This window comes from Nemorincola caseinilytica (assembly GCF_039540515.1).
In the GTDB taxonomy this organism is placed as follows: Bacteria; Bacteroidota; Bacteroidia; order Chitinophagales; family Chitinophagaceae; genus Nemorincola; species Nemorincola caseinilytica.
On record NZ_BAABFA010000004.1, the window covers coordinates 1 to 15,982 of the forward strand.

At 51.4% G+C, this 15,982-nt stretch carries 11 protein-coding genes; 5 read left to right on the forward strand and 6 right to left on the reverse strand.

What is annotated here, in order from left to right; all coding sequences use genetic code 11:
• A partial coding sequence (locus ABD843_RS00925) for an Ig-like domain-containing protein (protein ID WP_345077114.1) occupies positions 1–5,431 on the forward strand: 5,431 nt, incomplete at its 5' end.
• 225 nt (positions 5,432–5,656) lie between these two features.
• On the opposite strand, the gene ABD843_RS00930 is transcribed toward ABD843_RS00925, so the two are convergent.
• The 3 genes from ABD843_RS00930 to ABD843_RS00940 all read right to left on the reverse strand — a co-directional run bounded on the left by ABD843_RS00930 (position 5,657) and on the right by ABD843_RS00940 (position 9,309).
• Positions 5,657–6,658, reverse strand: a complete 1,002-nt coding sequence (locus ABD843_RS00930) for a DNA-processing protein DprA (protein ID WP_345077118.1) — start codon at positions 6,656–6,658, stop codon at positions 5,657–5,659.
• A gap of 3 nt (positions 6,659–6,661) precedes the next feature.
• Positions 6,662–7,930 carry a hypothetical protein gene (locus ABD843_RS00935; RefSeq protein ID WP_345077121.1) on the reverse strand — a complete coding sequence of 423 codons (1,269 nt, stop codon included), beginning with the start codon at positions 7,928–7,930 and terminating at the stop codon, positions 6,662–6,664.
• A gap of 224 nt (positions 7,931–8,154) precedes the next feature.
• Positions 8,155–9,309 carry a DegT/DnrJ/EryC1/StrS family aminotransferase gene (locus ABD843_RS00940; RefSeq protein ID WP_345077124.1) on the reverse strand — a complete coding sequence of 385 codons (1,155 nt, stop codon included), beginning with the start codon at positions 9,307–9,309 and terminating at the stop codon, positions 8,155–8,157.
• Between the two features lie 75 nt (positions 9,310–9,384).
• Between ABD843_RS00940 and ABD843_RS00945 the strand changes: the two genes are divergently transcribed.
• The 3 genes from ABD843_RS00945 to ABD843_RS00955 all read left to right on the forward strand — a co-directional run bounded on the left by ABD843_RS00945 (position 9,385) and on the right by ABD843_RS00955 (position 12,245).
• Positions 9,385–10,284, forward strand: coding sequence for a glycosyltransferase family 2 protein (locus ABD843_RS00945; RefSeq protein WP_345077127.1), 900 nt, complete (start codon positions 9,385–9,387; stop codon positions 10,282–10,284).
• A 19-nt stretch (positions 10,285–10,303) separates the two neighbouring features.
• Positions 10,304–10,867, forward strand: a complete 564-nt coding sequence (locus ABD843_RS00950; protein WP_345077129.1) for a Crp/Fnr family transcriptional regulator — start codon at positions 10,304–10,306, stop codon at positions 10,865–10,867.
• A gap of 127 nt (positions 10,868–10,994) precedes the next feature.
• On the forward strand, positions 10,995–12,245 hold the full coding sequence (locus tag ABD843_RS00955) for a YaiO family outer membrane beta-barrel protein (RefSeq protein ID WP_345077131.1): 1,251 nt from the start codon (positions 10,995–10,997) through the stop codon (positions 12,243–12,245).
• Between the two features lie 37 nt (positions 12,246–12,282).
• Here ABD843_RS00955 and ABD843_RS00960 read toward each other — a convergent pair whose 3' ends face one another.
• The 3 genes from ABD843_RS00960 to ABD843_RS00970 are packed head-to-tail and all read right to left on the reverse strand — an operon-like array spanning position 12,283 to position 15,167.
• Positions 12,283–13,713, reverse strand: a complete 1,431-nt coding sequence (locus ABD843_RS00960) for a glycosyltransferase family 2 protein (RefSeq protein ID WP_345077134.1) — start codon at positions 13,711–13,713, stop codon at positions 12,283–12,285.
• Positions 13,710–14,744 (reverse strand): HEAT repeat domain-containing protein, encoded by a 1,035-nt coding sequence (locus ABD843_RS00965; RefSeq protein WP_345077137.1) that lies wholly within the window; start codon positions 14,742–14,744, stop codon positions 13,710–13,712. Before ABD843_RS00965 ends, ABD843_RS00960 begins: the two co-directional genes overlap by 4 nt.
• Before the next feature lie 60 nt (positions 14,745–14,804).
• Positions 14,805–15,167, reverse strand: coding sequence for a response regulator transcription factor (locus ABD843_RS00970; protein WP_345077140.1), 363 nt, complete (start codon positions 15,165–15,167; stop codon positions 14,805–14,807).
• A gap of 148 nt (positions 15,168–15,315) precedes the next feature.
• Here ABD843_RS00970 and ABD843_RS00975 point away from each other — a divergent pair, with 148 nt between their 5' ends.
• Positions 15,316–15,690 carry an Hpt domain-containing protein gene (locus ABD843_RS00975; protein ID WP_345077143.1) on the forward strand — a complete coding sequence of 125 codons (375 nt, stop codon included), beginning with the start codon at positions 15,316–15,318 and terminating at the stop codon, positions 15,688–15,690.
• The last annotated feature ends 292 nt before the right edge of the window (positions 15,691–15,982 follow it).

Genomic DNA, 15,982 nt, shown 5'->3' on the forward strand with positions numbered 1-15,982 from the left:
TACCAATACGCTGACAGGCTGTGCGCGTACACAGGTGGTGACCGTGAACGGCCTGCCTGCGCCGATAGGCGGTGCTACGGCGGTATGCGCGGGTGCCTGCACGACACTGACCGATACCTCGGCAGGTGGTACCTGGAGCAGCAGCAATACCTCAGTAGGCACCATAGGCAGCACCACAGGTATGTTCTGCGGTGTGACCGGCGGTACCAGTACCGTGAGCTATATACTGCCCACAGGCTGTTACCGGACGACGGTGATGCTGGTGAACTCCGTGCCTACGGGTGTTACGGGCTCTTTGCAGGTATGTGAGCAGGCTACGAGCAACCTTACCGGTGTACCACCCGGTGGTACCTGGGTGAGCAGCACGCCGGCCATAGGTACGATAGGCGCAGGCACGGGCATACTGGGCGGTATAGCTGCAGGTACCACGACACTGACCTATACGCTTCCTACGACCTGTTCTCTGACGGTAGTGGCGACGGTGGACCCGCTGCCGGCAGCCATAGCAGGCACTCTGGGTGTATGCGCGGGCAGCAGCATGACCCTGACCAGCGCGACCCCCGGCGGCACCTGGAGCAGCACGAGCGGCAATGTGAGCGTAGTGGGCACTAGCGGCGTGGTGACGGGCGTGAACGGTGGTACGACGGCCACGGTGAGCTATACGCTGGGCACGGGTTGCCGAGTGACGGCTGTGGTGACGGTATATGCGCTGCCTGCGGTGATAAGCGGTACTACAGGCGTATGCGTGGGCAGCACGACGACACTGACGAGCACACCCGGCGGTACATGGAGCGCGGCGAACCCTGCGGTAGGTTCCATCAGCGCGGGTGGTGTGGTAACGGGTGTGTCATCCACAGGCGCCGATACGACACTGATAAGCTATACGAACAGCAATGGCTGTGTACGCAATACGATAGTAACGGTATATGCGCTACCTACGGCTATAACCGGAGCACCTACCACTTGTGTAGGTTCTACAACAATATTGAGCAGTACCCCGGCAGGTGGCTCATGGAGCAGCAGCCTGCCATCTGTAGCTACCATTGGCTCTGCAGATGGGGTGGTGCTGGGTGTGAGCGGACCGCTTACTACTACCATCACTTATACATTGGGCACGGGTTGCCGAACCACGCAGGTGGTGACGGTCTACTCATTGCCGGCCAACCTGACCGGTCCGTCACAGGTGTGTGAGACCCATTCCATACTGCTGACATCACCCGGTACTCCGGGTGGAGGCTGGAGCAGCAGCGATAATACCATCGCTACAGTGGATGGCTCGGGCAATGTGACCGGTGTACTGGGTCCGAACACAGTGACCATTACATACACACTGGGTACAGGTTGCTTCAAGACAAAGACGATAACGGTGAACCCGATACCGACGAGTATAACGGGTCCGTTGCAGATATGCGAGAGCTATGGTACGGCTACGCTGACGGGGTCACCTGCCGGTGGTAGTTGGAGCAGCAGTTCTTCTGCCATCGCCTCTATAGGCTCTGGCAGTGGTGTGGTGATGGCGGGTGTCTTTGGTACTGCAACTATAACTTATACGACACCATCTACAGGCTGTTACCGCACGGTGGTGATGACGGTGGACCAGTTGCCTGCGGCACATACGGGCCCATCGGCGGTATGTGTGAACGAGACGATAACACTGGCCAGCACGCCTGCGGGCGGTACCTGGAGCAGTGCGAGCGGTAATGTGAGCGTGACGGGCAGCACGGGCGATGTGACCGGCATTACGGCGGGCACTGCGCTCATCAGCTATGCCAATGGCACGACGGGCTGTGTGCGCACGAGCATTCGTACGGTGAACCCGCTGCCTGCTGCCATCGGCGGCACGCTGGATGTGTGTGTGGGTTCCACTACGGCCCTGAGCAATGCTACCGGTGGCGGTACCTGGAGCAGCAGTACACCTTCGGTAGGCAGCATAGACGGCAGCGGCGTGGTAACGGGCATCACGGCAGGTACCACTGTAGTGAGCTATACCTTACTGTCCACAGGCTGCCGCAATACTGCGGTAGTGACGGTGAACCAGCTTCCGACACCGATAACAGGCCCTGACGGGTTCTGTAACTTCACGGACGCTACCTATGCGAGCGGTCCCGGCGGCGGGCTATGGAGCAGCAGCGATACGGCTGTTGTGAAGTTCAACACGCCATCCGTTGGCCTGGCCTCTGGCCAGGTGGTAGGTACGGCAACGATAACCTTTACGCTACCTACGGGTTGCCAGGCGACGAAGAACGTGTTCACGATATTCGCTCCCTACCCGATAACGGGGGCTGACCGTGTGTGTCTGATGGATACGATAACGGTAGCCGATACGATAGGCGGCGGCGTATGGAGCAGCAGCAACCCGCTGGTGGCGATGATAACGCCTGCCACATCGAACACGGCCATCGTGTATGGCGCGGGTGCAGGTACGGCCACTATCACCTATGTACTGTCGACGGGCTGTTTCTCTGTGAAGGACATCACGGTGAACCCGATACCGGCAGGTACTACGGGCGTGCTGCAGGTGTGCGAGGGACTGACGACGGACCTGGACAATACGACACCGGGCGGTACATGGACGAGCGGCAACACTACGATAGCTACGGTAGGCTCGGGGGATGGCATTGTGACGGGAGTGAACGGCGGTGCCACGGGCAATACGGTAACGATAACCTATGCGCTGGGCACGGGCTGTAATGCACAGGTGACGGTGACGGTACACCCGCTTCCGGCAGTGATAACGGGCACACCCGAGGTGTGCGAGGGCCTGACGACGACGCTTGTGAGCAGCCCGGGAACCGGTAACTGGACGAGCGCAGACCCCGGTGTTGCGACAGTGGGGATAGGCACGGGCATCGTAAGCGGTATGTCTGCCGGTGTTATGGGTGTGAACGGCCCTGGCCGCACACGCATCACCTATACCTTACCGACAGGCTGCTTAAGGACACAGGACATAACAGTGAACCCGCTTCCTGCCGATATCACGGGTGTATCGAACATATGCGTGGGTGATATCACGCTGCTGGGCAATGGCACCCCCGGCGGTACCTGGAGCAGCAGCAACAGTGCTGTTGCTACGATAGACCCGATAGGCGTGGTGACAGGCGTGAGCGGCGGCAGCGTTATAATGACGTATATGCTGGGCACAGGCTGCCTGAAGACATGGCCGATGACGGTCAACGACAACCCTGCGCCGATAAGCGGCCCGCTGACGGTATGCGCGGGCTTTGCGACCAACCTGTTGAGCGGCCCTTCGGGCGGTGTATGGAGCTCGGACCCGACCACGAACAGCTATGGTACCATCCACCCTGTGACAGGTGTGGTGAGCGGTATCTCCCCCGGAGTTGTACCGGTGACGTATACGCTGGGCGCCAGCGGCTGCCGCGCGGTAGCTGCGGTGACGGTGATAGTGCTTCCTGCGCTCATGAGCGGGGATGCGCGTGTGTGCGAGGGCGGCACGACCACATTGAGCCACCCGACCCCGGGCGGTACCTGGAGCATCAGCAACCCCGCCATAGCCACAGTGGATATGGGCGGCACGGTGAGCGGGATAGCTGCGGGCACTACTGTAGTGACGTATACGATAAGCACAGGCTGCTTCAACATAAGGACGGTGACGGTGAACGCGCTTCCTGCGCCCATCACGGGACCTGACAGTGTGTGCGAGGACGCTACGATAACACTGGTGAGCGCCACTCCGGGCGGCGTATGGGCGAGCGACTCTACACACAGGGCCTATGTGATAGGCGCCTCGGGCACCGGTGTGGTGACGGGTGTGAGCGCAGGCCCTGCGCAGATAAGGTATACGATAGGTGCCACAGGCTGCTACCGTACGAAGATGGTGCGGGTGGATGCGACCCCTGAGCCGATAACGGGCAACCCTCATATCTGCCTGGGCAGCGCAGGGTATTATACGAGCATCTCAATGGGGGGTGTATGGAGCATCAGCAACCCTGCTGTAGCTACCCTTGCGCCCACGACGACCAATACGGTGATAGCGGTACCTGTATCGCTGGGCAATGCGGCGATAACGTATGCCTACCCTGTTACGGGCTGCCGTGTGACGCGGAGCGTGACTGTACAGCCACTGCCTGTGGTGTACAATGTGACGGGGGGCGGCAGCTACTGTGCGGGCGGCACGGGCGTGACCGTGGGTCTTGACGGTTCGCAGCCGGGAGTGAGCTATGTGCTCTACCGCGGGTCTGCGGCCGCAGGCTACCTTGCAGGCAGCGGCCTTGCGCTGGACTTCGGCGCACAGACGGTGAGCGGTGTGTATACGGTAGAGGCAACGAACGTGACGAGCGGCTGCAGAAGGGATATGTCGGGCAGCGCTACAGTGGTGGCCCTGACCCCTGCCACACCTGTGGTGACCATCAATGCGAGCCCGTCGGACAGCCTGTGTCCCGGCCAGGCGGTGACATTGACGACAACTATCACGAGCGGCGGCATCGCCCCCGGTCATGTATGGCGGGTGAACGGTGTGCCTGTGGCTACTGGCCCTGCCTATGGGTTCATACCGGCAGATGGGGATGTGGTATCGGTGACGGTGACGAGCACTGCGACCTGTGTGGCCACGACGGTAGCTGGTGCGAGCCGTACACTGACTGTGCTTCCGGCAGCGATACCCGTATCGGGCATAGTTGCAGGTCCGAACGACAGTGTGTGCCAGTACACGGCTGTGACCCTGACGGGTACAGCTACCTATGGTGGCAGTGCACCGGTGTTCTACTGGTACCGCAATGGCGTGTATGCGGGCAGCGGGCCGGGCTATACCTATGTACCCACAGATGGGGACGTGATAAGGAATATGCTGGTGAGCAACTACCGCTGCAGGCTGGCCGATAGCGTGGTGAGCCCTGATGTGGAGCTGTATGTGGAGCCGATGCTGACACCGGTGGTAACGATATATCCCGAGCCGGGCCATGAGGTGGCGGCGGGCAAGCCTGTGAAGCTGCGTGCGGTAGCGATAGACGCGGGTCCGAGCCCGTTGTACCAGTGGAAGGTGAACGGCTATCCTGTGGCGGGTGCTACTGCCGATACGTTCACGTCCATCTTCAGCGACTATGACTCTATAACGTGCGAGGTGATGAGCAGCGGTATCTGTGCGAACATAGGTACTTATGACTGGGTGTTCATCACGATAAATGCGCTGGGGCAGCATACGAATAGTGTAACAGGGGACCTGTCGTTATTGCCGAACCCGAACCGTGGTATGTTCTCGGTGCGTGGCACTGTGGGCAGTGGGCTGACGGGCGAGGTACCTGTGGATATCACGAACGTGCTGGGCCAGGTGGTGTACAGCGGTACGGTAAAAGCGAAACAGGGCATGGTAGATGCACAGGTGGTGATGGATGGTGAGCTGGCCAATGGCATGTACATGCTGACGCTGCACCTTGTGGATGGCAGGCGCACGATACACTTCGTGATGGAGAAGTAGCGGAGGCTAACATAAAGAAACAACGAGGGGGCGCTGTATGGCGCCCCTCGTTGTTTTACAGATATTTTGACCACATTGCCTATATTTTCGTCAGATATCGATTACCATACCCGCCGTAGCAACAAGCTACGACGAACTAGGGCCGATGGTATTACTTACGGTAGACAGGTCCGCCTAACTTATGTGAGGTATGAGAAGTACCTAATACTTGCGCTAGTAGGCGCCTTAGTCAAATAGTGTAGATTTTTGTTTATAGGTATTTTGAAATTGCTTTTTCATCAATTCTTCGAACTCCGCATAGTTCTCTTTAGATTTTATAATAATAATGTTGTCTGTTTGAATTTTATCAAGTTTAGTATCTGCAAACCTTGCCAAGCCATCTTTGCTTGCCAATATAATCTCTTTGTTTGCATTATAACTTGGTAAATCAATGTCCCCGTGAATTGGGTTGATAACTGCAACAGGCCTTGGTAACTCACAAAATGCTTTTGTAGTATACTTCGAACCACCATCTAACGAGCTTTGAACGATAAGTAAACCATTTGAGATGCCTGCCTGTATACGGCAAGACTTTACAACTGAAAATGTATCTTCCTTTTTGTCTAAAGGAACTTCGGAGATTAGTAAGCCAGCATTCTGTAGTACTTGTTCTGCATTTTCCGCAGTTTTTCGTAAAAGAGTTTTTTTGTAATTGTAGTTTAACCCTCCCGCTAAGATTCCAATTACGTTTGAATGTACTTTCTCATTCGTTTTAATGCTATAATTATCTACCCCTTCGGCTAAACCATTGCAAATTGCCCATCCATTAGCTGAAAAATATTGCCCAACTCTCTCGGAAATCTTTATTCCATTTTCATTTGGTTCCCTTGTCCCTATTATGCCGATTGTATTCCTATAAAGTAATTCAAGATTTCCATAGCAATATATGATTGGCGGAGGGTCTTTAATTGCTTTTAATTGTAGAGGATAGTTTTCATCGGTAATAGGAATTATTTCAATTCCATCCTCTTTACAACGGAACAGAATATCTTTTGCATTTTCTATGCCGTTGTAAATTTCTTCTTTATCAATGTCTTTCTTTGATAAAGAAAGTATGCTTTCAATTTCAGTCGCTATCTCAGAATTTGAAAACAAATCAGCAGTAGCGATTTTTTTTATAAAAGCGGGTCCAATACCTTTCAGGCGAGATAGTGCGATTAATCCTATTGTTTGATTTTTTCTCCTCAATTTTTAAGTAACGTTTTCAGTGTAGCCACACCCTTGCCCTCCAAATCTTGGAGGCAAACAGGAATAAAATCTATTCCCATCATTTCGCCTGATTTTTATTTTCAGGGGCTTACTACATCTTGGACAAGATTTGCTTACTACTGGTAAAATTAAATAAAATAAGGCTATGAATAGGATGTTCTTTACCCCTTTAGTTCTTAGCTGTGCGCATATTTCGTTAGCAGTTGCGGAAGATGTAAACTGGTCATCTAATACAATAACGTTTTTATTTAGCAAGTCAATATCTTCTATTATGTGGAGATTATTAGATATAAATGTTCTTCTAGCCTCATAATTTGGCTGATTTCTTAGACTTCCTGTAACATCTTCACTCCATCGAAAAAGTGTAGCCTTGGGAAATGGAGACTGAACTAGATCAAATATTTCCTTCATTTTATTTAATGGCGTAGTAGTTCTTTTGTCAGAAACATAAGTAAAGTAATGCCACTGAAAATTCTGAAAACTTGAGACTTCCAATAAATAATTTGAGGTTGCTTGTGCCAATAAAATTAGAAAGTCTGGTGTCCTACTAGGATTGTCAATTTGATAGTACTTGTCAGCCCTTGCATACTTATCGCATTCTCCATCTTCTTGTCTTGCTAAACATCGAAAAGATGCAAACCCATCAGCATAGTTTCTATGCAAAAACTTAACTGCTTTTGAAGAATTAGTGTTCTGAAAAACTGCTTCGATTGCCAATAAGTTTTCTGTGGGGCTTTGTATGATTTCAAAAAGTTCAATAAAGTTTTTTGCGAAATAAGTTGGACCCATTTTTATTGGTTTCCAATCCTGTCCAATACCATCACGTTCTTCGATAGATGAAGCTCGATATAATTGGGTTAGTATAGTTCGAATGTTAAGTCTTCTACCGAGCTCGATATCAAGCCAGCTATCTCCTGCGATGAGAAAATTGTCTTTATCTCTCCAGAGTGCTTGGATTTCCGGATTCGAGTTAATATAGTTTATGGTTATTTCAATATTGGGTTTGTCTGCCAAACTGATTGCAGGAACTTGAAAATGGTATTGCGCAATTTTACTGACATATTTTGGATGGCTGTCAGATAGAATAATTGCTTTATGACCTGCATTTTGCAAGTGTTCAATGAACTCTACTGCTCCTTCAAATACAGGAATTTCATTTGGATTGGTTTCCTGAATACCGTCTTTGAAGGGTTTAAACCGTTCGTGAGCAGTATCTGTCAGGGTTCCATCAAGATCCAAAAAAACTACCATTTTGTAACCGTTTAAGATTGTAATGGGAATTGAATACGCAAACCTTCTGTTGCTTTCTCAATCAATCTTTCTAAAAATAATGATAAAGCTGAAATAGATTGGATTTTTTCCTCTATGCGTAATAAATGGAGTGCCAAATATTGATGCTAATGTTCTGCCTAGAACAGAAAAGAGGCTGCCCGTTCGGGGCAGCCTAATGCAGTATCTATGAGGACGGGTAAGGGTTACCAGCCTTTTTTCATGACATCGCAAATGCGGTCTACATGGGTCTCGTTCATTTTGGTGTGGAGGGGCAGTACGAGGTATGAGTCCTCAAGCTTGTCCATATTGGGGAAGGCGCCTTGCTGCCTGCCGCCGAAGATGGAGTACCTATCGTTGCGGTAGTGTACCTGTCCGCTCTCTATGCCATTGGCGCGGAGGTGTGCCTGCAGCTCTATCCTGCGCTCGGCTATGATGGTCATCATCCATGCGGCATGTTCGCGGTCGGTATAGCCCTCGCCTACGCATTTGACCCCATCGAGATCTTTGAGGTTATCGAAATAACGTGCGAGCAGCCTGCGGCGAAGGGCCAGGGTATCGTTGAACTCTTCGAGGCCGGCTATGCCCATGGCAGCGGCCATATCGTTCATCTGGTATTTGTAGCCTATCTCGGTGATGTCGTTCTCCCATATGCCTTTCTGCTTTGCAGAGCGATCGATACCGAACCAGCGCAGGCGCTTGGCTTTTTCCAGCAGGTCGCGGTCCTTTATGAGCAGCATACCGCCATCGGCAGTGGTGACGTGCTTGATGGCCTGGAAGGAGTACATGGTGAAGTGGGATATCTCGCCTATCTTTTTGCCTTTATAGGTAGCGCCAAGGGCATGTGCAGCATCTTCTATGATGATGAGCCCATGTTCGTGGGCAAGGGCGTGCAGCTCGTCCATATTGCAGGGAAGGCCGCCATAATGCACACATACTATGGCCTTGGTACGAGGGGTGATGAGCCTTTTTACATGATCGACATCGATGTTGAGGGTACCTTTCTCTACATCGGCAAAGCGGATGGTGGCGCCCATGTAGAGGAAGGGGATATTGGTGGCTGTGCAGGTGAACACAGGAGCTATTACCTCGTCGCCGGCCTGTATGCCTGCCAGCAGGTAGGCAAGATGCAGGGCATCGGTACCGGAGCCTACTGCCAGTGGGGCGCATCCGCCGCCGAAACGTTCTTCGAATTCCTTCTCGAAACGCTCTACCATGGGTCCCTGCCCGATCCAGCGGCTATCGAGTACCTGGCCCACATATTTTTTTGAATTTTGAGGAATGTGAGGGTGAAATAAAACGATACCTTCGTTAGTTTCCATGAGTGGAAGCTCACCCGATCGAGTTTGGTTTTTATTCATATATTAAGTTGATATTTTCTACTTTATAAGTGAGGCAAAAATATGATTTTTGTCTTGTCTAAAAATGCGACCGCTATGAATGATGCGACGAATGATGTGTCTGTAACGAAAAATAACGAGCATGATCCTCTTTTTAGTATCCTGATACCTTCGTGGAACAACCTGGAGATACTGAAAATAACCATCGGGAGCATACTGAAGAATTCGACCTATAGGCACCAGATAGTGGTACATGTGAACGAGGGGAGCGATGGTACGCTGGCATGGCTAAGCGAGAAGGGTATATTGCATACTCACTCAGATAAGAATGTAGGCGTGTGTTACGGGTTCAACCTGCCGTCGTCGCTGGCGACATGCGAGTATATAGTACTGTCGGACGATGACAATTATTTCTGCCCCGGATGGGACAAGTACCTGTATGAAGAGGTGAGGAAACAGCAGGGCATAAAATGGTGTATATCGGGTACGCTGATAGAGCGCGAGGTGACAAAGAACGCCTGCGTGATAGCACCTTATGATTTCGGGAGCGACCAGACGAACTTTGACGAGGCAAGGCTGCTGGCCGAATATGACAAGATACCATTTGCTGACTGGCATGGATCGAACTGGTACCCGATGGTGCTGCCGCGGCAACTATGGTGCGCTGTGGGTGGTCTGAGCGTGGAGTTCAGCCCGGGTATGTACTCCGATCCCGACTTTATGATGAAGCTGTGGCACTATGGTGTGCGCACGTTCAAAGGTGTATCGAAGGCAAGGGCGTACCACTTCATGTCGAAGACGACAAGCAGGGTAAAACGTAATGATGGCGCAAAGACCTTTTTGTTCAAATGGGGGATGTCGAGTTCGGTATTCCTGAAGTACCATTTGCAGATGGGCCGCAACGACAGGGGAGAGGAGATAAGCACACCCACACCCAGCAAGATGAAAGACTATTTCAAACGTATATGGAACGCTATAAGGACGTCTGCCACATAACATCTTATCAATTGCACACATGACGAGCTTCCTGGAATATCTGCGATCGGTGATACCTGTTTCGGCGCGGCTGGAACAGGAACTAGGCAGGGTGACCAAACGCAGAAGCGCCGGCAAAGGACAATACCTGCTGCGCGTAGGAGAGCGATGTAATGAACTATGCTTTGTAGAAAAAGGCCTGCTGAGAGGCTACTACATGGAGGGCGAACGCGAGGTGACCAACTGGCTGGCACTGGATGGTGAGTTCGCGGCCAGCTTTTACTCGTTCGTAGCCAGGGTACCATCGGTAGAGAGCATAGAGGCGCTGGAACCAACGGAAATGCTGCTGCTGCCCTACGATGAGCTACAACGGTTGTACAAAGACCTGCCGGAGACCGAAAGGCTAGGCAGGGTGATAACGGAGAACTACTATGTAAAACTGGAAGGCAGGCTGCTGGGGCTGCAATTCAAGACGGTACGGGAGCGGTATGACCAGCTGCTGGCCAATAACCCTATGCTGGTGCAACGCGCGCCACTGGGATACATTGCTTCTTACCTGGGTATAACGCAGGAGACACTGAGCAGGATAAGAGGACAGTATTAGGAGAACATATACCTGCAAGGCCAGGGAACGGAAACCAGCATATTTTTTTTATTTTGCTCATTATTACGCACCCATGATACACTCTCGCCACATAAAGCGGTACCATACACATCTGTACCGGCTATTTTTGCCTGTTCTGCTTTTGGTATCGGGGGTAATACATGCGCAGGATACCACCAGTGCCGATGGGCTTTTTGCGGCAGCCAGAGAGGCGGCATATGAGCAGAAGAACAACACGAACGCTATAAGGCTGGCCAAGAAAGCACTGGCCATTGCCCCGGCATATACCGATGTGGTAGTGTTCACAGGAAGAGTATATGCATGGAGCAAGAACTACGACAGTTCGCTGCACTATATGCAGCAGGCGATAGCTGCCGACCACAACAATGAGGACGCCTATATAGCCTACAGCGACCTGGAGATGTGGAACGCACATAACGAGAAAGCACTGGCTGTAACGGAGGAGGGACTCTCTTATGTTCCTGCCTCGCGCGAATTGCTCATTCGCAAGGTAAAGATACTGGCCGCTATGAGGCGGTACCTGGAAGCCTATACCGCGGTGAGCGCCCTGGCCGATGGGGGTGGAGGCAATGCAGAGGTGCGCGCCATGATGGTGATGCTGCGCGACCAGAGCTGTCGCAATAAGGTGTCCATCAAGCTGGACGGGATGTGGTTCGATACATCACGCACTGCATTCAGTATAGCCAATGATGATGATGCCCGTTTCGCGCCACAGCGTTTTGCCAGTGTAGAGCTGGTAACTGCTACCCGCATAGGCCCATGGGTAGTAAGGGCCAACGTAGCCAACAGGTTCAAAAAGCCGGGCCTGCAATACGAAATGGATCTTTATCCTAAGCTTTCCAAGACATTCTATATGTATCTGAATGCCGGATATGGCGATCACCTGGAGGTATTTCCCCGGTGGCGTGCAGGCACATCACTCTTTGCCAACCTGCCCCATGCATACGAGGCCGAGGCTGGTGTACGATATCTCTACTATACCAACGACATCTTCTTTTATACGGGCTATGTAGGCAAGTATATATCGAAATTCCTTGTTGGCGCAAGAACATACCTGGCGCCCTCCGGCAATAAGTTCTCCAATACCACAGGTGCCACCATCAGGTATTACTTTGGCGGCGCCGACGACTTTGTGAACCTGGTAGTGATGAAGGGCCTGCCTATAGACGACAGGCGTATAAATGTAGACCTGTTCAATGCAGGTACCTCACGTTTTGCAGAGCTGTCTGCAAAGTGCTCTATCAAGAAAGTGAACATCATAAGCCTGAACCTGTCGTGGCTGCAGAACAAGCTGCCTTATAACAGGCAGGTAGAGCAATACCAGGTGGGTATAGGCTATACCAAACGTTTCCTGTGATATATGATAGGTCATAACATCCGCCAGTAGGCGAGCCCTATTTCTTTGCCGGGGTCTGCCCAAAGCCTTGCCGGGTCATTTCTCCCCAACTATTTTTTTTCCGTATCAGGTCTACATAACCCTTTACTGCTGCCCATACCACAAAGGGATGGAAGTAGAACGGCTCGGTAAGGGCTGTCAGCAATAGTTTCATCATCTCGGTGCGGCGGCGATACATATTGAAGGTGGCTACCTCCATATAGGCCGCGAATGCCGAGAACAGGTAGCCGAATGTGATGATGAACAGCAGCAGCGCCACGAACACATGCCAGTTGATAAGGCCCAGTATGGTAAGGACGGCAAAGACCACCATACCAAAGAACTCTATGAGCGGCGCCAGCATCTCGAAAAAGAACCAGAATGGATAACTGAGCATACCCATAAGGTTGTAGCGCGGATTGAAGAAAAGCACCTTGTGCATTTTCAGCGTTTCTACAGAGCCGCGCGTCCAGCGGTTGCGCTGGCGGCCCAGTATCCTGGTGCTCTCGGGCGCCTCTGTCCAGCAGAGCGGATCGGGGATATAGGTGACCTTGTAGGGTTGCCCCAATTCCTCCATATATCTGCGCATGCGCACCACCAGTTCCATATCCTCGCCTACGGTTCTGTGGTCGTACCCGCCCGCTTTTACTGCCGTTTCCTTATCGAAAGCGCCGAAAGCGCCCGATATGAGCAGCAGGCCATTGATGCGCCCCCATGCCATGCGCCCTATTATGAAGGCGCGTATATACTCCAGTGACTGCATGCGAGCCCAGTAATTAGTGGGCAGTACTATCTTCTCCAGTCTACCATCCCTTATCTCGCAAGAGTTGGCTATGCGCACCACACCTCCAGACGCTATCACCTTTGCGCTTGTCTCTTCCATAAAGGGCTTGATCATCTTCAGCAGTGCGTCCTGCTCCAGTATGCAGTCCACATCTATACACACTATTATGTCATTCGATGATACATTGATGCCCACGTTCAGGGCATCGGCCTTGCCTCCGTTCACTTTGTCTACTACTACCAGCTTTCTGTATACGGCCTTGCGGCTCTTGTACACCCCTCTCACCTCTTTGGTAGCTATACGGTACTGCACATGCTTTTCAATCTTTACCAGGTCGTAACCATCTATCAGCTTCTGCAGGCAGTCGTCCTTGCTGCCGTCGTTTATTATCACTACTTCCAGGTCGCTGTAGTGCAGCGATAGAAGCGACCGCACATTCTCTATTATAGTAGCGCCCTCGTTGTATGCAGGTGCCAGTATGCTTATAGATGGCGCGTGCCGCGATGTGGCCAGCAGCCGGAAGTCTGAGAACTCGTTCTTGCGCAGGTATTTCTGTGCTTCGCCTACCGATGCTACACCTATGAGCAGGTAGGCCGTGAGCAGGGTAACGGCATATAGGAATATACCGTAGGTAAGCATCAGCACTGCTATTTCCCATGCCATCATAGCCCCATCTCGTATTTTACCTGTTTGCCAATAGAGGTAAGCACCTCATTATTCACCGCCATTTGCTCGAAGGTATCCCAACCTTCGCACCTGGCCATGGCCCTGCTGGCCTCCAGCTTTATGCTATCATCGGGGTCTTGCAACTGTGCCTGCAGAAAAGGTACATCTTCGGCCGATCCTATCACAGCAAATTGCCGCAGAATGTTGCGCTTGTTGGCTGCGGTCTCCCCGGCGAACAACTCTTTCAGTATGGCAGGCGGTGTGCCTGTTATTCGCCTTATGGTAGTGGTGGCCTGGCGCCTTATGGCCTCGCTGGGCGACGATAAACATCTTATCACCAGGTCGTACATGGCAAATTGCTGATAGATATCTGTCAGCTTCAGCGCGAAGAGTTGCACATATGCATTGGAGGATGTGAGCCACTGCGGCAGATGGGGCATTTCCTCTATATCCAGCTTGTTCAGCTGTTCCAGCAGCTTCAGTTGCTGCCATGCATTAAGCGGATGCGTAAGCGTGGTGAGGAACGATAACCCCGCGAATCCATTGAACCCTACTGTGGCCGTTTGTGCCTCGTTTCGCACTACTTCGTTGCGGCTATTGGTGTAGCGGGCTATCTCGTCCATGGCCTCGCGCTGGCCCATCATATACAGCTCATATATCCCGCGCGATCTCCTGTACCACCTCATGCTGCGCAGTTTTTCCAGCGAATCCTTCTTTAGCCCCAGCTGCTCATATATCCTTACTATGTTGCCGGTGGCCGCGCCGCTTATGTTCTTCCGCACATTTATGAGGCTATCAGCTATATACTGTCTGTGTATGGGCTTGCGCAGGTAGTGGCGTAGGGTAGGCGATACCTCTATCTCTACCGGGGTCTCTTCCAGAAGGGCCTCACTTATCCAGTGGTTCAGCTCGCTGGTCATAGCTTGTTTGGCAAAGAATCGTCTTTTCTTTACATACAGGCGTATGTATATCATGATGACGAAAATGACAGTAAGCGATGCAAAGAAAAGAGCGCCGATATACAGGCGCACCGGAGTTATGAGGTCGAAAAAAGTTTCATTGCTGATCACTAGAACAACAAAAATAAGCTATCAGCTTTTTAGTTGTTTTTTTATCCTTATTGCTAGCTCGTTCAGGCTGAAAGGCTTGGTGATATAGTCATCGGCTCCCAGCTCAAAGGCTTCTTCCACCACCTGCTCCTGGCCCATGCCCGAAACCACCACTATGCGAATGGTGCGGTCGGTGATGGCCCTTACTGCCGATACCACTTCGAGACCCGAAGTATATGGCAACATCAGATCGGTAATGACCACATCGGGGGCCTCGGACATTAGTTTCTCGATGCCTTCCTTACCATCGCCGCTGCACACCACTTCAAAACCTTCTTTTTTGAATTTCAGTTCTACAGCTTTCTGAATGAGCGCGTCATCTTCTATTAAAAGGATCTTTGGCATCTATCTTGCTGATCTTGAATACAAAAGTACTGCTATTATAGCTAATTAAGAAATGGCTAACATATTTAAGAGCAGGCTACTAAATTTGCCGGCGATGGTGTCATAGCCGTATCTTTATTTTCCCAAATATCTTTTGTCTACTGCCATCATGGGTTCCGGAAAACAATATATCTACATCGACACAGAGCATATAAATGAGCTGACCGATGGCGATACGGAACTGATAGTGCAGATACTGACAGCCGCCGTGAATACCCTGCCCGATGACCTGCAAAAACTCACCACCGCCATCAATACCGGCAATACAGAGCATACGCGCTTCTATGCTCACAAGCTGAAGGGATCTTTTTATTTCATAGGCGGCCGCCGGCTGGGCGATGCGTTCGCCACTATAGAAAGATATAGTACCGACGGTGCGAGCCTCCATCTTATTCCGGCCATTTTCTGGCCACTGCTGAGAGATGCAAGAAAAGCCCAGGATGAGCTGAAGGAATTGCTGAAAGATATGGATACAGCATCATGAGAGAGCCGCGGGACCTCAGCCCTTATTGATAGCAGCATCAACAGTTGTATCCATTGTTCTAAAAGGACATAAACAACAAGATCATATCAGAATGCTCCGGGACGGGTCTCTCTTCTTTACATGCCTGATACAGCATAAAATAATATTAACTATTAGCATATAAATTTTCTGTCATTTACTTAAAGGGGGTCATAGGGCATAAAAAAATATTTTTTTACGGCCGTAAAGCCATAAAAGATTGTTAACTTAGAGAAACGACTCAGATGCCACCTGCGATCTTCACACAATAGTA